The 21,843-nt window shown below is 47.5% G+C and carries 20 protein-coding genes and 1 riboswitch; of the genes, 13 read left to right on the top strand and 7 right to left on the bottom strand.

Translation table 11 applies throughout. The annotated features are described in order from the left end of the window. Window positions 1–88: 88 nt before the first annotated feature. Window positions 89–1,234 (bottom strand): acetylornithine deacetylase, encoded by a 1,146-nt coding sequence (argE, locus tag MHM95_RS12990; protein ID WP_239385492.1) that lies wholly within the window; start codon window positions 1,232–1,234, stop codon window positions 89–91. 221 nt (window positions 1,235–1,455) lie between these two features. Here argE and argC point away from each other — a divergent pair, with 221 nt between their 5' ends. From argC to MHM95_RS12955, 7 genes are all read left to right on the top strand, one after another. Continuing rightward, the gene (gene argC, locus MHM95_RS12985; protein WP_239385491.1) at window positions 1,456–2,463 is read left to right on the top strand and encodes an N-acetyl-gamma-glutamyl-phosphate reductase; all 1,008 of its coding nucleotides are present in this window, start codon (window positions 1,456–1,458) and stop codon (window positions 2,461–2,463) included. Between the two features lie 11 nt (window positions 2,464–2,474). Further along, window positions 2,475–3,248 carry an acetylglutamate kinase gene (argB, locus tag MHM95_RS12980; RefSeq protein ID WP_239385645.1) on the top strand — a complete coding sequence of 258 codons (774 nt, stop codon included), beginning with the start codon at window positions 2,475–2,477 and terminating at the stop codon, window positions 3,246–3,248. A gap of 9 nt (window positions 3,249–3,257) precedes the next feature. Beyond that, window positions 3,258–4,178 (top strand): ornithine carbamoyltransferase, encoded by a 921-nt coding sequence (locus tag MHM95_RS12975; RefSeq protein WP_022943397.1) that lies wholly within the window; start codon window positions 3,258–3,260, stop codon window positions 4,176–4,178. A gap of 9 nt (window positions 4,179–4,187) precedes the next feature. Then, a complete protein-coding gene (locus MHM95_RS12970) occupies window positions 4,188–5,387 on the top strand; it encodes an argininosuccinate synthase (protein WP_239385489.1) in 1,200 nt (399 codons plus the stop codon). A gap of 14 nt (window positions 5,388–5,401) precedes the next feature. Then, on the top strand, window positions 5,402–7,270 hold the full coding sequence (gene argH / locus MHM95_RS12965; protein ID WP_239385488.1) for an argininosuccinate lyase: 1,869 nt from the start codon (window positions 5,402–5,404) through the stop codon (window positions 7,268–7,270). A 161-nt stretch (window positions 7,271–7,431) separates the two neighbouring features. Further along, window positions 7,432–7,641 carry a hypothetical protein gene (locus MHM95_RS12960; RefSeq protein WP_045979286.1) on the top strand — a complete coding sequence of 70 codons (210 nt, stop codon included), beginning with the start codon at window positions 7,432–7,434 and terminating at the stop codon, window positions 7,639–7,641. A gap of 21 nt (window positions 7,642–7,662) precedes the next feature. Continuing rightward, the gene (locus tag MHM95_RS12955; protein ID WP_022943401.1) at window positions 7,663–8,214 is read left to right on the top strand and encodes a hypothetical protein; all 552 of its coding nucleotides are present in this window, start codon (window positions 7,663–7,665) and stop codon (window positions 8,212–8,214) included. A 504-nt stretch (window positions 8,215–8,718) separates the two neighbouring features. On the opposite strand, the gene coaD is transcribed toward MHM95_RS12955, so the two are convergent. Next, window positions 8,719–9,198 carry a pantetheine-phosphate adenylyltransferase gene (gene coaD, locus MHM95_RS12950; protein WP_152441498.1) on the bottom strand — a complete coding sequence of 160 codons (480 nt, stop codon included), beginning with the start codon at window positions 9,196–9,198 and terminating at the stop codon, window positions 8,719–8,721. A gap of 153 nt (window positions 9,199–9,351) precedes the next feature. Between coaD and MHM95_RS12945 the strand changes: the two genes are divergently transcribed. Next, complete coding sequence (locus MHM95_RS12945) at window positions 9,352–10,017, top strand: TetR/AcrR family transcriptional regulator (RefSeq protein ID WP_026110898.1); 666 nt, start codon at window positions 9,352–9,354, stop codon at window positions 10,015–10,017. 111 nt (window positions 10,018–10,128) lie between these two features. Beyond that, window positions 10,129–11,586 carry a tRNA uracil 4-sulfurtransferase ThiI gene (thiI, locus tag MHM95_RS12940; protein WP_045979288.1) on the top strand — a complete coding sequence of 486 codons (1,458 nt, stop codon included), beginning with the start codon at window positions 10,129–10,131 and terminating at the stop codon, window positions 11,584–11,586. Here the strand turns inward: thiI and MHM95_RS12935 are convergent. Together MHM95_RS12935 and MHM95_RS12930 are read right to left on the bottom strand one after the other, a co-directional pair. Further along, the gene (locus tag MHM95_RS12935) at window positions 11,558–12,475 is read right to left on the bottom strand and encodes a ketopantoate reductase C-terminal domain-containing protein (protein ID WP_239385487.1); all 918 of its coding nucleotides are present in this window, start codon (window positions 12,473–12,475) and stop codon (window positions 11,558–11,560) included. The two genes, thiI and MHM95_RS12935, sit on opposite strands and share 29 nt — an antisense overlap. Further along, window positions 12,448–12,795, bottom strand: a complete 348-nt coding sequence (locus MHM95_RS12930; protein WP_138587706.1) for a VanZ family protein — start codon at window positions 12,793–12,795, stop codon at window positions 12,448–12,450. Before MHM95_RS12930 ends, MHM95_RS12935 begins: the two co-directional genes overlap by 28 nt. 136 nt (window positions 12,796–12,931) lie before the next feature. Between MHM95_RS12930 and MHM95_RS12925 the strand changes: the two genes are divergently transcribed. Together MHM95_RS12925 and MHM95_RS12920 are read left to right on the top strand one after the other, a co-directional pair. Further along, window positions 12,932–13,414 carry a YajQ family cyclic di-GMP-binding protein gene (locus MHM95_RS12925; RefSeq protein WP_022943408.1) on the top strand — a complete coding sequence of 161 codons (483 nt, stop codon included), beginning with the start codon at window positions 12,932–12,934 and terminating at the stop codon, window positions 13,412–13,414. Window positions 13,415–13,531: 117 nt separating this feature from the next. After that, window positions 13,532–13,685, top strand: a riboswitch (cobalamin riboswitch). A 38-nt stretch (window positions 13,686–13,723) separates the two neighbouring features. After that, window positions 13,724–15,574 carry a TonB-dependent receptor gene (locus tag MHM95_RS12920; RefSeq protein ID WP_239385486.1) on the top strand — a complete coding sequence of 617 codons (1,851 nt, stop codon included), beginning with the start codon at window positions 13,724–13,726 and terminating at the stop codon, window positions 15,572–15,574. A 53-nt stretch (window positions 15,575–15,627) separates the two neighbouring features. On the opposite strand, the gene msrA is transcribed toward MHM95_RS12920, so the two are convergent. The 3 genes from msrA to MHM95_RS12905 all read right to left on the bottom strand — a co-directional run bounded on the left by msrA (window position 15,628) and on the right by MHM95_RS12905 (window position 20,425). Next, window positions 15,628–16,161, bottom strand: a complete 534-nt coding sequence (gene msrA, locus MHM95_RS12915) for a peptide-methionine (S)-S-oxide reductase MsrA (RefSeq protein ID WP_239385485.1) — start codon at window positions 16,159–16,161, stop codon at window positions 15,628–15,630. 104 nt (window positions 16,162–16,265) lie between these two features. Further along, window positions 16,266–19,364, bottom strand: coding sequence for an efflux RND transporter permease subunit (locus MHM95_RS12910; protein WP_152441179.1), 3,099 nt, complete (start codon window positions 19,362–19,364; stop codon window positions 16,266–16,268). Further along, window positions 19,361–20,425 carry an efflux RND transporter periplasmic adaptor subunit gene (locus tag MHM95_RS12905; RefSeq protein ID WP_130144639.1) on the bottom strand — a complete coding sequence of 355 codons (1,065 nt, stop codon included), beginning with the start codon at window positions 20,423–20,425 and terminating at the stop codon, window positions 19,361–19,363. Before MHM95_RS12905 ends, MHM95_RS12910 begins: the two co-directional genes overlap by 4 nt. Window positions 20,426–20,662: 237 nt before the next feature. Here MHM95_RS12905 and MHM95_RS12900 point away from each other — a divergent pair, with 237 nt between their 5' ends. Both MHM95_RS12900 and MHM95_RS12895 read left to right on the top strand, forming a co-directional pair. Further along, window positions 20,663–21,433 carry a DUF2982 domain-containing protein gene (locus tag MHM95_RS12900; RefSeq protein ID WP_151173379.1) on the top strand — a complete coding sequence of 257 codons (771 nt, stop codon included), beginning with the start codon at window positions 20,663–20,665 and terminating at the stop codon, window positions 21,431–21,433. Between the two features lie 14 nt (window positions 21,434–21,447). Next, window positions 21,448–21,780: a hypothetical protein gene (locus MHM95_RS12895; protein WP_022943414.1), complete on the top strand. Its 333-nt coding sequence runs from the start codon at window positions 21,448–21,450 to the stop codon at window positions 21,778–21,780. The last annotated feature ends 63 nt before the right edge of the window (window positions 21,781–21,843 follow it).

Below are 21,843 nucleotides of genomic sequence, written 5' to 3'. Positions count from 1 at the left end.
ATTGTATCTTTGAATCTTGTTGATTAGTTTAAAGCCCCTCCATGAGGGGCTTTTTTGTGCTCGCTATCCGTGCGTCATGAAGTCAGTATTACCAACAACTTTGCTGAATAAGCTCTTTGATAATACGTTGTGATGGAGCAATACGGTCCATGGCCAAGAATTCATCGGGCTGATGTGCTTGGTTGATGGAACCTGGGCCCATGACTATGGTTTCACAGCCCAATTGCTGAATAAAGGGGGCTTCAGTGCAGTAGTTCACCGCTATTGCTGGCTGTTGCGAAATCTTTTGCGCCAGCTGCACTAGCGCGCTATCAGTGGTCCCTGCAAAGGCAGGGATCGGGTCATGCATATCAATGACTTCAACGCAGCCAGGGTAGCGAGCAGTGATGTCCTGAGTTGCCGCTAATAACATGGCTTGCAGCTCGACGATACTCAATCCTGGTAACGGGCGCATATCTAACTGTAACTCACAACATCCGCAAATGCGGTTAGCGTTATCACCGCCATGTATGTGACCAAGGTTCAATGTCGGGTAGGGAATGGCAAAATGTTCAATTGAATATTTATTCTTAAGATCCTCTTTTAGAACCAATAATTTTTGAATCACCAAGTGCATCACTTCAATGGCATTGATGCCGCGCTCAGGATCAGAGCTGTGCCCGCTTTTGCCAACGATACGAATCGCCGATGTCATATGCCCTTTGTGAGTAAATACAGGGGTCATATCGGTGGGTTCGCCAATAACGCAGCGAGCCGGTTTTAAGTCTGGGTACTTTGCCACTTCTTGGGCACCAGCCATGGTGGTTTCTTCATCGGCGGTGGCGAGAATAAGCAGCGGTTGTTGTTGCTTACTCGCGTCCAACTCAGCGATGGCATTGAGCACAAAAGCAAAGAACCCTTTCATATCGATGCTGCCAAGGCCAAAGAGCTTATTATCTCGCTCGCTCAAAGTGAAGGGGTCCATACTCCAACGGCCTTGATCAAAAGGAACGGTATCGGTATGCCCTGCCAACATCAACCCGCCGCTGCCATGGCCACGCTTCGCTATCAAATTAAACTTATCGGCATCAGTACTGAGTGGTTTTATTTCACACGCAAAGCCCAACTCCTCGCACCAAGATGCCAAGTGTTCAATAACGGCGCGGTTGCTTTGGCTTAATTTCGGATCCAGTGAACTGATCGATGGGGTAGCGATCAACTCCCGGTAAAGGTGCAAAAAGTCGGGGAGAGCCATACATTTCCAAATAATTATTCGCGATTGTTGCATATTAATATAAATGTCTTTATAGTGAATATCAATTCACTTTTTAAGCATAATTATTGGTTTGATTATGATGGTTCATCACCCCCTTTGTACAGCGCGACGACGATAAGCCGCTCACCTAGAAAACCCTAGTGTGAGAGTGTGACGCGTTGGGCATCTCGCCCTTGATTAAACCAAAAAAGAGCATCTTCATGAACATCGTAATTATTGGCGCAAGTGGTTATAGCGGCGCTGAGTTGGCGCAATTAGTTGCCAAGCATCCTCATTTTGTCTTGCAGGGCTGCTATGTCTCTGCCGGGAGTCATGATCGCGACAAAAAACTCAGCGATCTTTATCCTCAGCACCGTGGGTTATTAGACATGCCACTGCAAGGCCTAACAGCCGATGCTATTGCTGATATTGGTCAGCATGCGCACGCCGTGTGCCTATGTACCGAGCACAAAGTAAGTGTTGAATTGGCGCCGCAATTTCTCGAGCAGGGTATTAAAGTTTTTGACCTTTCTGGCGGGTTTCGTCTTACCGATGCCGAACTCTATACCCAGTACTATGGCTTTGATCATCCCCACCCTGAACTATTGCGCCAAGCAGTGTATGGGCTAGCTGAGTGGCACAACAGCGCCATCATGGATGCACAACTGGTTGCTGTGGCGGGCTGTTACCCAACAGCCAGCCTCAACGCGCTTAAACCGGTTCAACAAGCAGGGTTATTAGCGCCGCAGCAAAAAGTGATCATTAATGCTGTATCCGGGGTGACTGGGGCAGGGCGCAAAGCCAATATGAACACGCACTTTTGCGAAGTATCACTGGCTCCTTATGGCGTGTTTAATCATCGCCATACTCCGGAGGTTGAACAAGCATTGGGGCACCCAGTGCTATTTACCCCACACTTGGGAAATTTTAATCGCGGTATCTTGGCAACCATATACGCGCAAGTAAATGAAGGGACCACGCTTACCGACATCACCGATGCTTATCAATGTCTTGCCGATGAACCTTTGATTCGCCTGCTCGGTGCCGGTGGTTTGGCATCAATTAAAGGCGTCGCGCAAACCCCTTATGTTGATATTGGTTGGCATTTGCAACAGCAGCAACTGATTATCAGTGTTGCCATCGATAACTTACTAAAAGGCGCATCAGGTCAAGCGCTGCAATGTATGAACATTAACGCTGGATTAGACCCAACGACTGGTTTGGTATAAAGAGGAAAATGATGACGAGTAGCAACACCACTTGGGTAATTAAATTGGGCGGCGCCCTGTTAAACAGCCCACAGTCAGTGCAAGCATTGTTCGCAACCTTGGCGACCATGACCGACACCCGTTTTGTTGTGGTTCACGGCGGTGGCTCACTGGTTGACCGCTGGCTGCACGATGCGGGATTCGCCACCGCGAAGCACCAAGGTTTACGCATCAGTCCTGCCGAGCAAATGCCCTATATCGTTGGTGCCCTAGCTGGGTGTGCCAATAAACAATTGATGGGAGCAGCGATAGCCAATGGCCTCGAGCCTGCAGGGCTGAGTTTATACGAAGCCGGGGTCAATGCGCAGCAAAAACTCAAGGCACTGGGTCGGGTGGGTGAGTGTAGTCAAGGTGCTCGCTCGGCTATTCCAGCCTTGCTAGAGGTAGGAAAGCTGCCTGTTGTGAGCTCAGTTGGTTTTGATGAACAAGGACAATGGTTCAACGTTAACGCTGATGAGGCCGCAGCGGCAATTGCCAAACAACTCGATGGTGAATTGATTTTTATGACCGACGTTGAGGCCGTACTGGATAAATCCGCTCAGCCGTTACACCAATTAAGTGCTGAGCAAATAGATGAATTGATAGCCCAAGGAGTTATCTCGGGTGGGATGGAGGTCAAAGTAAAGACCAGCCTTCTTGCTGCCCAGTATTTACGACGGGGTGTTTACATTTCGAGCTGGCAAAAGCCAGAGAACTTAGTTGCATTGCTCAATGGTGAGCATGTTGGCACGCAAATTACAATGTAAGCATAGACCATGAAACATGATTTTATTACCGGCCTCGAGCTGGACGACAAAGCCGTACTCGCGCTACTCGCCCTAGCGCAAAAAATGAAAGCGCAACCCAATGATTATGCCCAAGCCTTAGCGGGCAAATCGGTGGTTACCTTATTTGAAAAGCAAAGCCTCAGAACTCGCCTAAGCTTCGATATAGGCATCAATAAACTCGGTGGCCATGCGGTCTACTTAGATCAGCAAAATGGCGCCATGGGCAACCGCGAGTCGGTAAAGGACTTTGCTTTGAATATCAGCACCTGGGCCGATGCCATCGTGGCGCGGGTTAATCACCATAACACAGTGCAAGAGCTGGCACAGTTCTCATCTAAACCGGTGGTGAATTCTTTGTGTGACCTATACCACCCCTGCCAAGCACTGGCGGACTTTTTAACCTTGCAAGAGGTGCACGGTGAGGTTAGCGAGCTCAAGCTGGCTTATCTCGGCGAGGGCAATAACGTCACCCATTCATTGATGTTGTTGGCCGCCACCCTAGGGACTGACTTCGTGGCTGTATGCCCTAAAGGCAGCGGTCCAGATGCACAAATTGTTAAGCAAGCAGAGCAAATTGCCGCGAGCAAAGGCGCGTCAGTATTAGTGAGTGATAGAGTCGAGGCCGCTGTGGGGGCGAATGCGCTTTATGCCGATACTTGGGTGTCGATGGGGGATGACACCCCGCTCCAGCAGGTTAAAGATAAATATCTGCCTTATCAGCTCAATAAACAGCTGGTGGATATGACCGGCGCGCAAACTATTTTGCACTGTCAGCCAGCGCATCGTGAGTTTGAAATCACCTCTGAAGTGATGGACTCGCCGCAGGCCAAAATTATTCAGCAGGCACAAAATCGTATGTATGCGCAAAATGCCTTGCTATTAACCCTTTTGAACCCAAATTTTTGCTAAGGATCCGAAATGAGCGCAATTAAAAAAGTCGTACTGGCCTATTCCGGCGGACTAGATACATCAGCCATCGTGCCATGGCTAAAAGAAAACTATGACTGTGAAGTGGTTGCCTTTGTCGCCGATGTGGGCCAAGGCGCCGAAGAGCTCGAAGGGGTTGAGGAAAAAGCCATCGCCTCAGGGGCATCCGAATGTTACGTGGTGGATTTAAAAGAGCAGATGGTGGCTGAATATATTTATCCGACGCTCAAAACCGGCTGTGTATATGAGGGCACCTATCTGCTAGGGACGTCAATGGCACGTCCTATTATTGCCAAAGCACAGGTTGAAATAGCTCGCAAAGTGGGTGCCGATGCCCTTTCTCATGGTTGCACCGGGAAAGGTAATGACCAAGTACGCTTCGAGTCCTGTTTTGCGGCGTTGGCTCCGGATTTAAAAGTGATTGCACCGTGGCGAGAGTGGCATCTATCAAGCCGGGAGTCGTTACTGGATTACTTAGCGCAGCGAGATATTCCCTGCGCTGCATCGGCAACGAAAATTTATAGTCGTGATGCCAATGCATGGCACATCTCCCATGAGGGGGGGGAGCTTGAAGATCCTTGGTGTCAGCCCAGCGAGCAAGTATGGACCATGACGCAATCGCCTGAACAAGCGCCAAATGAAGCCGAGTTAGTGACGCTAACCATTCAACGCGGTGAGGTGGTTGCCGTAAATAGAGAAGCGCTGAGCCCTTATCAATGCCTAGTGAAGCTTAATGACATTGCAGCTGTGCACGGGGTTGGCCGTGTCGATATTGTTGAGAACCGCTTGGTGGGTATGAAATCTCGCGGCTGTTATGAAACACCTGGCGGCACGGTGATGATGGCTGCTTTGCAGGCTATTGACGAACTTGTGCTGGATAAAGCGAGCCGTAAATGGAAAGACACTTTTGCCCTAGAGTTTGCGCACTTGGTCTATGACGGCCGTTGGTTTACGCCTTTAAAAGATTCGATTCTGGGCGCGGCCAATGCGTTTGCCGAGCATGCCAATGGTGAAGTGGTGATGAAACTATACAAAGGTCAGGCAATCGCCGTACAAAAGCAGTCAGAAAACAGTTTATACAGCGAAGACTTCGCCACTTTCGGCGAGGACGATGTGTATGACCAGTCTCATGCCGAGGGCTTTATACGGCTATTTTCACTTTCAAGCAGAATTGCAGCACTGAAGAAGTAACGAGGAGAGCAACAATGGCATTATGGGGCGGGCGCTTTTCATCTGGACCGGATGAAGCATTTAAACAGTTTAATGATTCATTACCATTTGACTATGTCATGGCGGAGCAAGACATTATTGGTTCAGTGGCGTGGGCCGGCGCGCTAAATCGTGTGGCGGTACTCAACGATGATGAACACCGACGTTTAGTTACGGCGCTGTATGAGTTGTTGGAGCAAGTGCAAGCGCAGCCCGAAAGTGTGGCTATCAGCGGTGTAGAGGATATTCACTCTTTTGTTGAAGCTGCGCTGATTGATAAAGTGGGTGACCTCGCGAAGAAGCTACACACTGGCCGCAGCCGTAATGACCAAGTCGCTACCGACTTTCGTTTGTGGTGCAAAAAAACGGCGGCGACAGTCAGTGAAGCCATTAGTGAGATCAAGAATGCACTGATTGCCTTAGCCGAGCGAGAGCTGGGCACCGTACTACCTGGCTATACTCATTTACAGCGCGCTCAGCCGGTACTTTTTAGTCACTGGTGCATGGCCTATGTGGAAATGCTAGAGCGCGATAGTAGTCGCCTTAATGATGCGGTTCAACGTATGGACCAATGTCCACTTGGAAGTGGTGCGCTGGCGGGCACTGCATATGCCATTGACCGCGAGCATTTGGCGCAAGATCTTGGTTTTGCAGCGCCGACTCGTAATAGCTTGGATGCGGTTTCTGATAGAGACTTTGTGGTCGAGCTGCTGAGCACGGCATCCATTTCAATGTTGCACTTGTCACGTTTTGCCGAAGATTTAATTTTCTACAATTCCGGCGAAGCCGGTTTTATTGAGTTGGCCGATAACGTTACCTCCGGCTCATCGTTGATGCCGCAGAAGAAAAACCCCGATGCTTTAGAGTTGATTCGCGGCAAAACAGGGCGTGTTTTTGGTGCTATGAGTGCGATGATGATGACGTTAAAGTCACTGCCTTTAGCCTACAACAAAGACATGCAAGAAGATAAAGAAGGACTTTTCGATGCGCTACCGACTTGGCTGGCATGTCTACATATGGCGCAAGCATGCGTAAACGGCATTAAGGTCAATAGTGATAAGACCAAAGCCGCCGCCCAAGGTGGGCATGCGAATGCCACCGAGCTTGCTGATTATTTAGTGGCAAAAGGGATCCCATTTCGTGAAGGGCATCATATTGTTGGGCAACTGGTGCAGCTGGCAATTTCAGAAGGAAAAAGCCTTGAGCAGTTGAGTTTGTCCGAATTTCAATCGGTGTGCGATGTTATTGCTGAAGATGTTTATCCTATGTTGGCACTCGATGCCTGTTTGGCGGCACGTAAGGCCCTAGGTGGAACATCTCCAAAGCAAGTGGAATTTGCCATTAAGCAAGCTAAACAGCAAGGTACAATTAAAGTACGTGATGCCAATCTGCATGATGTTGAAGCTATCAGTGAGCTGGTTCAATATTGGGCCAAGGTAGGGGAGAATTTACCCCGTGCTAAAAGCGATATGGTGCATTCCATTAATGAGTTTGCCGTGACCGAAGTGAATGGCCAAGTAACAGGTTGTGCGTCGTTGTATATTTATGATACCGGCTTAGCGGAGATACGCTCATTAGGGGTTAACCCCGATACCGGAGTAAAAGGGCAGGGGCGTTTATTGGTTCATCACCTGTTAGTGAAAGCCAAAAAATTGGCGCTTAAAAGAGTGATTGTACTTACGCGTGTACCGGATTTCTTTGCTAAACTTGGGTTTGCGGACAGCAGCAAAGAAAGCCTTCCTGAAAAGGTGATGAAAGACTGTGAGCTTTGTCTGCGTAAAGATAACTGTGACGAAGTTGCTATGGATTTCTACCTACACCAGCGACACTCTGTGGGTGATATACCATGTAAAAACGTTGCTTAGTTGGGGCTTCTGAGCGTGTCAAAAAATATTGGCACGCGTGGTGCATAAGCTTAAAGTGAGTTGCTAAGAAATTGCCTTTGAAGTGTGACGTGTGTACCCAAAGCATGTTAAGTTAGGTTTGCTTAGCAAATAATTAACAAAATTTTAAAGGAGTTAACGTTATGCAAGTTAATGCTAATGCTCAACTACAAACACAGGCTTACACTAAGTTACAACAACAAACACAACAGCCTACCGCACAAACTACTAGCACCCAGACGTTACAATCTGATACAGTAAGTTTATCAAGTGATGCTGTCGCTGCTAGCCAAGCTGAAATCCAGCGCGGCGGTGGTGATGTTCTTCTTCCAACTAAGAAGAAAGAAAACTAGCCGTGAAAATCGAGAGGGTGGATGTATCTTGAAAAAAGCCTAGCAATTTTTATGGGGGCCTTCGTAGTCTGGGGCTTCCTAATGGCTCTCTTTTTCAATTTGATGCTTGTAGGTTTTAAAGCAAAGAATGATCTAAAGTTATTGTGGGTCAGCTTTGTCATGGCCGTCTCATACTTTATCAGTGATCATTTCCACAACTTCTTTACGAGCGCTGATACCTATATGACTTGGGTTATGTACGACCTAGTCACCCTCGCATTGATTTCAGTTATTTTTGCATTTAAGTCGCCTAAAGCGTCGCCCGGTGTAGTGTATGTTGTTATTGGGCTATCTTTTAACACCTCTTTGTTTTTGGCCATGCATTATGACATCGTTATTCAGGGAAATGTTACGCCGTGGTGGCTATGGAGTTTATACTCAATTGGTATGAATTTGTCTGATCTGACAATGATTGTCGTGCTGATTGTTGATAGGGATATTTTAGGGATTATCAATGTCTCAAGGAGTTTAAAGAGGTTATTCAAATCAAAAGTTAGGGGTATAAGCCGCTTTTGTTTCTCTCCGAGCTATTAGGGCCCTACGTTGGCGCCTTCGTACTTTGGGGGCTGCTCATGGCATTGTTATTCAATATCGTGTCGTTCTCGAGCCATGAGAATAGAGTTAACTCGCCTCTTTTTCTATCCCTAATAATATTTCTGTCCTACTTAGCTACCTCTCACACCCACAACAGCTCAGAGATGTACATCTATTACTTCTACGCAGATATACTTACCATAGCGTTGATTTCTATATATATTTACTATACTGCTGATAGGTATCCTGCCCAACTTTACTGTATTCTAGCTTTAGTATTTAATGCCTGCCTTTTTCTGTATATGCATATAGACTTACACGTGAACGGAAATGTAGAGCCATGGTGGTTCTGGACTTTTTACTCTTTTGGTATCAATGTGGCGGACACTATCATAATAGTATCAATAAAGACTTCTTAGGTCTATGTCGAATAGGGCGGTTTTTAAAGGCCTCTCTGGCACCAAAGAAAGTAGGTGATAACGGGTAGCGTTACCACCGTTATATTTAGCCGAGCTTTTCTTTCAGAGCGGCGGCGACTTGCGGCACAACAAACTCAGAAACATCACCGCCATGTAAGGCAACCTCTTTAACTAAGGTCGATGAGATAAACGAATTCTCCTCTGCGGGAGTCAAAAATACGCTTTCTAAGTCGGGGTTCAAGCGGCGATTCATGTTGGCCAATTGGAATTCATACTCAAAGTCGGATACCGCGCGAATGCCTCGCACTAATACATTCGCTTTATGATTTTTAGCTAAATCAGCAAGTAGGCCGCTGAAGCCAATGACTGTGACATTGCCAAGGTCGGCGACAATTTGCTTTGCTAACTCCACTCTTTCTTCAAGGCTAAAGCAAGGCTTTTTATTCGGGTTATGAGCCACCGCAACTATGACTTGATCGAACATTTTAGCGGCGCGCTCAATAAGGTCTAAGTGACCATTCGTAAGGGGGTCAAAAGTCCCTGGGTAGATAGCCGTTACCTGCATATGATTCTCTGTTTTTATGTAATGCAATGGCCGCATTTTAGCAGTCTTTATGTGAGTTGCCAGTGCAAACTCAACTCTCAGCCATGTGATAAATTGTTAACTGTGACTAAGATGTTTATACTGCTCACCTGCAATCAGGGTAGGGAAGTAATAATGAGTACCAAGGACCGCATAATTCAAGCCAGCATTGAGCTTTTCAATAGCCACGGTGAGCGCGCTATCACGACAAATCATATCGCAGCCCATTTGCAAATCAGCCCTGGAAATTTGTATTACCACTTTAAAAATAAAGAAGACATCATTCGCCATATCTTTAAGTTGTACCGTCAGCACTTAGATACTCAGTTTAAGCCGATTAATCATGATGAGCCGGTAATGGCGCAGCTTAGCCATTATTTCGATGCCTTGTTTGAGCTCATGTGGAAATTTCACTTTTTCTACGACAATATGACCGACATTTTGTCTCGCGATGCTGAGCTTAAAGCTGATTATATCGCTTTCCAACAACGCTTATTTGACCAAGTAACCGATATTGTCTTGGCGTTGGGTGACAACGGTATTCTCAACGTCGATGAAGAGCAAGCGGCAGAGCTAACTCATATGTTAAAGCTGACAGTCAGCTTCTGGACCCCTTACATCAAAGCGCGTCGCCAAAGCGGCGAGCTGAATCGTGGCGATATCTATCAAGGCTTGTTGAAAATAATCACCTTGTTTATGGCTTTTACTACCGCAGCTGGGCGTGAGCCTTTGGGGTTGTTAAAGCAACACTATCAGCAGCGCCAAGCGCAACTACAAACGTCACCCTCCACGCATAGTTAAGCTATTATTTCCGAAGGCGAGCGGTTTTTGCTATAATCGCGCGCTTTGGTGAATCTTCCGCCACTTTCTCATTCAGAAGTGTGGCTTTATCTGTGTGCTGTGAGTTAAGTCATGATCAAGTTTATTGTTAAATTGCATCCCGAAATTGCGATAAAAAGTAAGTCCGTTCGTAAACGCTTTACCAAGGTGTTAGAGAACAACATTAAGATCATGATGCGACGCATTGATGAGCAGGTAAAGGTGCGCAACAACTGGGATAACCTTACGGTTGAATCGGCATTAACCGATGACTCAGTGCGCCGCGCAATGGCTGACAGCCTCGGGCGTATTCCTGGTATCGTGCAATTTAATGAAGTAAAAGAAATTGAATTCACCACCATTGATGAAATTTACCAACAGGCACAGCAACTCCTTGGCGATGAAATTGCCGGTAAAACCTTTTGTGTGCGCTGTAAGCGTCAAGGTAAGCATGACTTTTCCTCGAGCGATGTTGAACGCTATGTTGGCGGCGGACTAAACCAGCATGTACCCGGTGCTCGGGTTAAGCTTACGCGGCCTGAGGTAACAGTAAAGATCGAAATTAAAGACCAGCGCGCGTACATTGTCACCCAAGCGCACCGAGGCATGGGTGGATTTCCGTTGCCAACTCAAGAAGATGTGTTATCGCTGATGTCTGGTGGCTTTGATTCCGGGGTGGCCAGCTACCAAATGATCCGCAAAGGGGCGCGTACGCACTTCTTGTTTTTCAATCTTGGCGGCGCGGCCCATGAAATTGGCGTGAAGCAAGCAAGCCATTATCTTTGGTCACAATATAGCTCGACTCACAAGGTTAAGTTTATTACCGTCGACTTTGAGCCGGTGGTTGCTGAGATTCTAGAAAATGTCGAAGACTCGCAAATGGGTGTAGTGCTCAAGCGCATGATGATGCGTGCTGGTAGCATTATCGCTGAAAAACTGGGGATTCCAGCACTGGTCACTGGTGAAAGTATTGGCCAAGTATCAAGCCAAACTCTGGCAAACTTAAGTGTCATTGACCGAGTGACCGATACGCTGATCATTCGCCCACTTATCCAACATGATAAGCAAGATATTATTGATATTGCTCGCGCCATTGGCACCTCCGAGATGGCCGAAGCCATGCCCGAGTACTGTGGTGTGATTTCGCGCAAACCAACGGTGAAAGCCAAGTTAGAAGTAATTGAGCAGCAAGAGCAGCAGTTTGATTTCGAGGTTCTCGAAACCGTGGTTGATAATGCCCGAGTGATGGATATTCGTGATATCGATACTCAAGCTAAAGAAGAGGTCAAGGAAGCGGAATCGGTATCACAATTGCCAACGGATGCGGTGGTGCTGGATATTCGCTCACCCGAAGAGGAAGATGCTCAGCCGTTAGAAATTGACGGGGTAAAGGTCAAACACTTGCCGTTTTACCGTTTAGCGACTCAGTTTGGCGACTTAGATCAGAGCAAAGAGTACTACCTGTATTGTGCTAAAGGGGTGATGAGCCAACTACAGGCATTGATCCTGCACGAAAACGGCTTTAACAATGTGAAGGTGTATCGCCCGTAATTCGCCGATAATACAGCTCATTGATAGGCGCGCTGAGGCCAAGCTGGCGCGCCGAGCTGGCAATAAAGCCACACATGGCTGCTATTTCTGTCTCCCTTCCCAATAACTTATCCTGCAACATCGAGCAGCGGTTGCCCGCTGTCAGGCGCATTACTTGATAGGCGCTGTCGAGGCTTTGCGGCAGCGATAATTCAACTCTCTGCGCTTTAGCTACGGCAATGGCCTCCTGCAGCAGTGCAAAGACATCACTGGCATAACAGGGAGCGGCGACATCACCATTGCGCAGCTGATACCAGGTTGCTATGGGGTTTATTGCCAAATTCACCAGTAATTTTTGCCATCGAGCATGGGTAATATCATCACTCCCAGTTAGAGCGGGGATTAATCTCTGCCACTGCTTTAACTGCGCCTTAAAGCTTTGCTGTGCGCAGGCATTGACGGCTCCTATCACGGAGTCACCCTGACTGACATGGACGACATGCTTATCGTCGGCTTTATAAGCTGCTTGCTGGGTGAGCATAAAGAATAACCCCTGCTGAGGAGTCAGTTGCTGTTTAAGTGGTGCTAGGTCGCTCATGCCATTATGGCTAATAATAATATCTGCATCGAGGGCCAGATAAGGGCGCCACTGTGCCAGTGCTGCTTGCAGCTGATGCGCTTTAACGAATAGCCACAATTCTGTAATTGGCTCGCACGGTTTTAAACAAGCTGTGGCTGCCACGGGGCTTTTCTGCTGCCCATGGCAATAATAAAAAGTGCTGGGGTGAGAAGATTTCACCAACAGCTTTAGCGGTCGGTGTTGCCCCATTAAGTGGGCAAATGTGAGGCCGAGTGCCCCCGGCCCGATAAGGTAAGTAGGCGCTAAGCCTTGGCCCGTTTCTTCTGCCATAGGTAGTGAATCACAAAGTAGCTGGCCGCGCCTGCCGCGTCGGCGAGAAAGTCATAAAAAGATGCCTGCCTGTAGGGCAGCATATCCTGCATCCACTCAATTGCTCCGCCGTATAATAACAACAATATCACCTGCACAAAAAAGGGAATCCTAAAGGCTTTATCCATAATAAAGGCAAGCACGAAGAAAATACCAAAGTGAGCGACCTTATCGACGTGAGGGAAAAGCTGCGTAACAGAGCCTTTTACTTCTTGAACAAATAGCAGGGTGCAGACCACCAATGTGATTAGAAACAACCCCTGATAAACTCTGCGCGTCACTTTACTTTACCTTTATTACTGGTGAAATCGCAGGCAGTATAACAAACTGTAAACTGAATTCACTGTGTATCAGTGCACAAAAATACCGATCTCGGGGTATAATCCCCGAAACGACAAGCCAGTTACGGAGAATTTCATGCCTTCATTTGATATCGTTTCTGAAATCGAAATGAGCGAAGCAAAAAATGCGGTTGAAAACGCTAAACGCGAACTCGAAACCCGCTACGATTTTCGCGGCGTAGATGCCAAGATAGAACTAAAAGATGAACTGATCGAACTTACCGCAGAAGCTGAACAGCAGGTGATGCAGTTATTTGATATGTTTGCCAGTAAGGCGTCAAAACGCGGCTTAGATGTAAACAGTTTTGAGATTCAAAAAGCTGATTTGCACGGTAAATACGTCACCCGCCAAGTTACGATGAAACAAGGCATTGCTAAAGATATCGCGAAAAAGTTGGTTAAGCTGATTAAAGACAGCAAAATCAAAGTTCAGGCCGCCATCCAAGGTGAAGAAGTGCGAGTCACCGGGAAAAAACGCGACGATTTACAACAAGTAATGCAATTAGTACGCGAAGCCGAGTTAGGTCAGCCCTTTCAATTTAAGAACTTCCGCGACTAAATACCTCTCAAGCCAAGTCATTCGCACTTGGCTTTTTTATTGGTGAAGTAAATGCCATAGTCCATCTTTTTATAGATGTTTAGACGTCCATTGACTTTATTGTCATCAGTCCGCAAAATAGCGCCACCTTGTTATGGTGCCCGCAAGCGCAAAACGCAGTTAAGCCACTGGGATAATCGGGAAACAGGTGAAAAGCCTGCACTGCCCCCGCAACGGTGATATGAGTCTTGCTCATTCAGTCCGGAGACCGGCCATAACATCCATTTCATTACATTTTCCTGTGCGGTGGGCGCAGGTATAGGGACTAACATGTATAACAAAACCAAAGTCGCTGTAGGCATAGCGGCACTTTTCTCCGGCGCGGTATGTGCGCAGCAGCAACCGTCTATCGAGCGATTGACTGTCACCGCTAATAAGTTCGAACAACCTATCGAAAATGTGCTCGCCAGTATCGATGTGATCACTCGTGCAGACATCGAGCGCCTTGGCGTACGTGATTTGCCGGCGTTATTATCTCATTATGCCGGGGTCGATATTGTTCGCAGTGGCGGCCAAGGTCAAAGTACCAGCCTCTTTATTCGTGGGGCGGCTAGCAGCCACTCTTTGGTTATTGTAGATGGCGTTCGTGTTGGTTCAGCCACAACAGGGTATAAGGCGCTCTCTAGTGTGCCACTCAATAGTATTGAACGAGTCGAAGTGATCCGTGGTGCCCGCGCCGCATGGTATGGCTCAGACGCCTTAGCCGGAGTCATCAATATTGTCACCCGAGACGGCGATAGCCAAAGCGTGAGTGTACAAAGTGGCAGTGACAACTACGTGAATGCGCAAGGTGCTTTTGCTTTTCGCCAAGGAGCGTTCAATGCGGCATTCAACCTTGGCTATGAACACACCGACGGCTTTGACGTCACCACTGGGCAAGACCCAGATGAAGATGGCTATGAAAATCAAAACCTCGGCGCGCGTTTCGGCTATGATCTCGGTGATTATGGCGTGCTAGAGTTGTTAGGGCAGTACAGTGAAGGCTATGTCGAATACGACACTAGCTTTGGTGATGATTACACCGACTTTGAAAAATACCATGTGCAACTGGGTTGGCGTAAAAACCATGGTGCCTTTGCTCACAAGCTACAAACCAGTCTCGCTCAAGATGATGAGATTAATACTCAGCAACATGGCGCGCCAGGTTATCGTGGCAATGAGTACAGCACTGCACGAGATGAGCTAAGCTATCAGCTTAATTATGTCTTTAGTCCAGCTATCACTGTCAGTGGTGGCGCCGATTACTACTATGAAGACATTAGCGATTCCTACAGCAGCTCGGCGACACCAGAGCAGCCTGCGTCCGGTTTTACCGTGCAAACGCGTAATAATAAAGGTGTGTATGTGGGAGGCTATTATGATGGCCAGGCATTTAACACCAATGCCGTTGTGCGTCATGATGATCATTCACAATTTGGTGGTCATTTCACCTACAACCTTGCGGCGGGTGTGCCGCTAAGTGACATTACGACGTTTCGCGCCAGCTACGGCACGGCGTTTAAGGCTCCCTCGTTTAATGACGCCAGTTCCATCTGGGGCAGCAACGATGCTTTGCAACCTGAAGAGTCAAACAATGCCGAGCTCGGTCTGCGCCTTGATTTGCAATCTGGGCAATACGATATCGCCTTGTATCAAAACCAATTCGATAATCTCATCGCATGGGGCAACAACGGCCCGGAAAATATCGCCAAAGCGAGTTTTGAAGGAGTTGAGTTGAGTGCACAAGTGCAAGATATGTTTGGTATCGATCACCAGCTTAACTTTAGTTATGTTGATGCTGAAGACGACAATACCGGGCAAGCATTGGTGCTTAGAGCCGAAAAAACCTTCAATTGGTCCGTAGGTAAGCAGTTCGACAAATGGTATGTCGGTGCACAACTGCAGTACCGCTCCGATAGGTTGAGTTACTATCGTACTGACTTGCCAAGCTATACTTTGGTGAACCTCAATGCTCGCTATCAATTGTTACCCGACCTTACGTTCACCTTCGGTGTCGATAATCTCACTGACAAAGAATATATCACCAACGTGGCGGCCACGGATTGGAGCACGGGTGAAGTCACCTCTGCGTATCGCGGCGCTGAGCGCAAGGTATACGCTGGATTGCAATTCGATTTATAACAGCGTAACAAAAAGCCTCCACTTGGGAGGCTTTTTTAATTGTTTTACCGTCGTCATGATATGAGCAAGTCACTAAAGGTGTGCTCGAACTTCTCTATTTTTGGGGCAATTAAGATACTGCAATAACCTTGGTTCGGATTTTCGCTGTAATAGTCTTGATGATAATCCTCAGCGGGATAGAACCTTGATGCGGGACTGACTTCGGTTACAATTTTTGCGGCGCTATGAGTTTGTAGCTGCGCGATCATTGCTTCGGTCTGCTGCTTTTGGGCGCTATCGTGGTAAAACACCACACTGCGATATTGACTACCAATATCATTTCCTTGACGGTTAAGCTGCGTAGGGTCGTGAAGCGTGAAAAACATCGCCAACAGGGTGGTGTAATCTATCACAGCGGGGTCAAAGTGCACTTGCACAACTTCTGCGTGACCGCTTTCGCCGCTGCATACCTCACGGTATGTTGGTGAATTGCTGTGCCCACCGGTATAACCCGATTCAACCTTATGCACGCCACGAACGCGGCGAAAGGCCGCATCGATGCACCAAAAACAACCGCCGCCAAAGGTGGCTGTGTGTAAATTTGTCATACTAACACCTCGATGTATTTACCCTTTTAATAGTAGAACGGCCGTCTGATGTTTATCGCTCACCTACGAGGGTAATACCCTCGCAGGTGAGCATTTCTCGTGCACTATTGCTGTTTGAGCGGGTTATCTTGTTGCTGTTTTGCCAAGCGTTGCTGTAAATACTCTGGTGACTGAGTATGACGAGCAAGGGCATAGTAAGCACTGGGCACGACGAACAAGGTGAGTATGGTCGCGATGCTTACCCCGGTAAAGATCACCACACCAATAACCATACGGCTTTCAGCTCCAGGGCCGCTTGCTAGCACCAAGGGCACCGAGCTCATCACTGTGGTTAGCGAAGTCATAATAATAGGGCGCAAACGTTGTGTGGCAGCTTGGATTAGCGCTGTTTGAAATTCCAGACCCTTATCACGCAACTGGTTGGCAAATTCAACAATAAGAATACCGTTTTTGGCGCTTAAGCCAATAAGCATAACGATACCAATTTGGCTGTAAATATTGAGGGTCAAACCGGTTATATGCAACCCAAATAACGACCCAGCAATCCCCAGTGGTACGGTGAGCATGATCACCAAGGGGTGAACGAAGCTCTCAAACTGTGCTGCCAACACCAAGAAGGTCACCGTTAATGCCAGAATAAAGACATACACCATGGCGGAGGCGCCTTCATAGAACAACTGTGACTCCCCTTTATAGTCAATGGCGCCATCAATATCATTTTCCTCTGCAGCCACTTGGTTTAAGAAACTTAAGGCTTCCTCTAAAGTGTAGCCGCTAGCGAGGTTGGCACTTAAGGTAATAGCGCGCATACGGTTGTAACGATTCAACCTAGACGCTGTGGCTTCTTCAGAGATACTGATTAAGCTATCAAGGGGCACCAGTTGCCCGGAGCGTGAGTTTACATAGATATTAGAGACATCTTGTGGGCTGGCAAAGTCTTGTTTCTCGCCCTTTAAAATCACATCATATTCTTCACCACGGTCAATAAAGGTAGTGACACGGCGTTGCCCGAGCATCGTCTCCAAAGTGCGGCCTATATCAGAGACAGAGACCCCTAAGTCGGCGGCTTTGTTCTTATCGATACTGACCAAAAATTGTGGGAAGGTCTCTTTATAATCATGGTCGATACGCACTAACCCGGGGTTTTTCTCTGCCCGAGCAATAATGCGGTCACGCCAATCGGCAAGCTCGTCATAATCATTGCCTTGCAAAACAAACTCAACGGGGCGCGAAGAACCGCCGCCGCCAATGCCACTGCGCATGATGGCAAAGGCGCGAATATCCGTTACTTCACGCATCTTGCCACTGATCTCATTCATTACCGTCCAGGTATCGCGTTTGCGCTCGCCCCAATCAGCCATGCCGATAATCGCAACGCCACCTTGACCACCCCAACCCGGCACTCGAACCAGAACTCGATTGAGTTCACCCGAGTCAACATACGGCAACAAGCGTTGCTCAATTTTATCCATATTGGCGGCGTTATTTTCATAGCTTGCGCCCTCTGGGCCGTTCATCATCACAAAGAAGGTGCCTCGGTCTTCCTTAGGTGTCAGTTCAGATGGAATCTGCTGAAACAGCAGATAACTGGCAAGACCCGCTAGCATCAGCACCACGGCCAACATTTTTGAGCGTCGAACATTGCCCTCAAGAGTTCGAGCATAGGCACCTTCAAGTTTTGCAAATTGACGGTCCATCCACTGACTAAACCGGCCCTCGCTTTCACTTTGCTTCAGCACTTTTGAACACAGAGCTGGGGAAAGTGTGAGTGCGGTGATACTGGAGAAGAACACAGCCGCGCTCACCGCCATGGCAAACTCAGTGAATAAAGCGCCGATACGGCCATCCATAAAGACTAAGGGCACAAATACGGAGATCAGTACCAGCGTGGTTGCAACAATGGCAAAACCCACTTCGCGGGCGCCGCGATACGCGGCGAGTAAACGAGGCTCACCGAGCTCAATACGGCGGTGAATATTCTCCAACATCACAATGGCGTCATCGACCACCAAACCGATAGCAAGCACCAGCGCCAACAGGGTTAGCAAGTTGATAGAGTAGCCCATGGCAAGTAAAAACATAAAGCTGCCAACTAAGGCTACAGGGACGGTGATTGCTGGAATTAACGTGGCGCGCACGTTGCCTAAGAACAGGTAGATAACCAAAACCACTAAGGCCATTGATATGGCCAGCGTACGATACACCTCATCAATAGACTCTTTAATGAAAATCGAGGAGTCATAGCTGTCTTCGATGGTGGTACCTGGAGGCAAGTTGCGTTTGATTTTTTCTAATTCTTTGCGAGCGTTCTCCACTACGGTGAGGGTGTTAGCCTTTGCTTGTTTAACCACACCTAGGCCAATCATGTTGCGGCCATTACCACGGAATAAACTTTCTTCGTCGGCGGCTTCAAGCTGTACATCAGCGACTTCGTTTAAACGCACGAGATAGCCATCATCACCACGAGCAATAACCAAGTTTTGAAAGTCAGTAGGACTTATATAGCTACGCGCGGTACGAACCGAAAAATCACGATCAACTGACTCGATTTCCCCTGCTGGCAGCTCTACGTTTTCAGCTCGCAAAACTTGCTCAATATCGCTGGCTGTAACGCCCCGTGCCGCCATGGCCTCGCGGTCTAGCCAAATCTTCATTGCATACTGGCGTTCACCACCCACTCGTACATTGGATACGCCGTCAACAACCGCAAGGCGATCAACAATGTAGCGCTGAGCATAATCGGATAGCTGCAAGGTATTCATCGTTGAGCTATTGAGTACAAACCAAGCTATAGGACTTTCATCGGAATTGGATTTGGATACTTCCGGAGGTCTAACTTGGTCGGGGAGGTTGTCCAGTGCGCGCGACACACGCTCTCGCACATCATTTGCCGCCGCATCGATATCTCGGTCAATATTAAACTCGATGGTGATATTAGAGCGGCCATTGCGCGACGAGGACGTGATACTTTTTATGCCTTCAATCCCGGAGATGCGGTTTTCAATTACTTGAGTAATTTTAGTTTCGATAATTTCCGCAGAAGCACCAGTGTAGTCAGTACTGACACTGACAATGGGACTATCGATATCTGGATACTCTCGAAGGGGCAGCATTGAGAATGCCACTAACCCGAAGGTCAGTAATAAAAGGTTGATTACAATCGCAAAAACCGGACGCTTAACAGCCGTGTCGGTGATTCTCACAGCGCAGCCTCCTCAACAGTCACGGCTGAGCCTGAGCGCAGTTTAATAATGCCTTCTGTGACCACTTGATCGCCACTGCTTAGACCTTCACTGATGCCTACCCAACCGTTATAGCGCTTATCGATTTTCACCTCGACCTCTTTGGCTACACCTTCCACAATTTGAAAAACGAAGTGTTTGTTTTGACGTGGAATAATGGCCTTCTCTGGTACCAATAAGGCCTCATAGGTTTGCAATTCCAGTTGCGTACCCAGTAACATACCTGGGCGCAAGATATTGTCTTCATTGGTAAAGCTGGCGCTAATTGGCACGCTACGGGTGTTGGTGTCGATACGAGAGCTGACATGAGACACTTTGCCGGTAAATAGCTTACTTGGGTAAGCGTCACTGCGCGCTGTTACTGTCATTCCCACACCCAGCTGCGCAAGGTATTTCTCTGGCACATTAAAGTCGACTTTAATTACGCTGATGTCATCTAACGTGGTAATTTCAGTGTTGGTGCTCACGAATGCCCCTTTAGACACCATGCGTTTACCTAGCACTCCCGAAAAGGGCGCGGTAACACGCATCTCCGCGAGTTTGGTTTTAGCAGCTTCAAGCTGAGCCTGGGTGGCTTCAAACTTTGCTAGTTGCTCTTCTAACAGTGACTTTGCCGTGGCTTGTGAACGGGCCAGCTCGGTCAAACGATTCAATTGCCGTTCTACTTCAGAGAGATTGGCTTGCAGCTCCTTGACTCGCAACTGTTCCTCAGTATCTCGTAATTGCACCAGTCGTTGTCCTGCTTGCACTTTGTCGCCATCATCAAAATGGATACTGTCGATATAGTCACTTTGGGCGCTTTTAATGTATACGGCTTGGTTTGCTCGCGCGCTGCCGATACCATCAACGGTGATAGCTCGGCTGTCTTTGGTCACGGTATGAGCTTGCACACGAGTTGATTGAGCGCCCATATTGGGTTGCTGTGATTGCCCTTTGGGCAGATATAAGTAAATGCACAGCCCTAAGAAAATGATAATAATGACAGGGAAAAGTGCCTTGCCCGAATGCCTACTGTGGTTCATCGACGGTACCTATGGTTTCTCGGCTGAAAAAGGTGAGAGCTTAGTTTACAAACTTGCGCTCTAACACATAGACCGCCAATCCTGTATTTTTGTGTGTTAACCGAAAATTCAGCAAAATGATGCACTGTGTTCCCAATTTGCCGCATTTTTGTAACCTTTGCCTACCCTTACTGCGTATAAAACTCGCAAATTATACGTACAATAGGAGTATACGTAGTGGCACCAAAAAGAGAGCGTATGAGTAATAAAAAAACACCCCCTAATACGCAGCCCTCAGAACAGGGGGGCGCCAGCCGATACGCGAAAATTCGTGCCCACAGTGCGCGCCACGGCAGCGAAATACTCATTACCAGCGCGATTGTCTTGGTTTTCTTGGTGTTGTTTATACAGTTTAAAAGCGCTGACATATTGATAGCGGAGATTTTCTTACTGAGCGCCGCTTTAGTTGGCATGCTAGTGGGGTACTTAAAGCTGAGAGAGCCGTTTTACAGCATTTTTCTCGACAAACAGAAACTTAGCTATAATCATAAATACGGCTGGTGGCAGCTGGATGTCGATAACCTACAACAGGTCGGTGTGGTGAGTATCGAACAGGCAATGCAGACGCTCGAGTTAAATGTTGTGGGCCTAAGCTTAAAGCGAGAAGATGAGTTCTTAAATAAGCTTTCACCCCGGTTGGCGGGCCGTTTGCTGGTGGAGCAACGTCATTATTTGCTGCAGGCGATCAAAGCGTATTGCCGCGATGGCAATGAATGCCCGCCACAGTGGTTGGTTGAGGATACCGAGTACGTCAGCCAGTCGGGGCAAAAATATACTGGATTATTAGCTATGTTTGCTAATAGAATGAAGAACTTAAAATTTTTGACTGGGTATGAAATATTAATACCCGCCGCTATGTTAGACCGTGATATTTGGGCGTTCAGCTATTTATTACATAGATGGCAACGCGACCCGGCTAACACTGTGGTGCAGTTGCAACAGCAACTCAATAGCCACAGTAGCAAGTAGACAGGATAAGACATATGTCTGACGATAGAGCATTTATAAAAAGTGGTCGTAATACCATCATTCATAAAATTAAGAAGCTGGATTTAGTCATAGTTAATGGCGAAGAGCAGCCAAAAATTAAAGTGACTCAGCACGGCCTAGAGCCCTTTAAAGAAGAGCTTCCCAAAAATCGTCGAGAGGCTAAAGAGCGCTATCTTGAGATGGTGTACATTGCCAGCCCGGATGTTTTTGCAGAAGAAAAACGCTTGCTATTTATTCAAGCTTTGGATGGGCGAGAATACAAAGTCGATTACTCCAAAGTTGGTACTAAACTATTTGTTCGTATTCACCAGGATAGTTATTTATAACACCTGACAAATACGGTTTGTTGATGATGTTGGCAAGCAACTTGCGTTGGTAACGCTATGCAA

Source organism: Pseudoalteromonas sp. CnMc7-15, from assembly GCF_022347925.1.
In the GTDB taxonomy this organism is placed as follows: domain Bacteria; phylum Pseudomonadota; class Gammaproteobacteria; order Enterobacterales; family Alteromonadaceae; genus Pseudoalteromonas; species Pseudoalteromonas ruthenica.
This window is presented reverse-complemented; position numbering and strand designations above follow the sequence as displayed.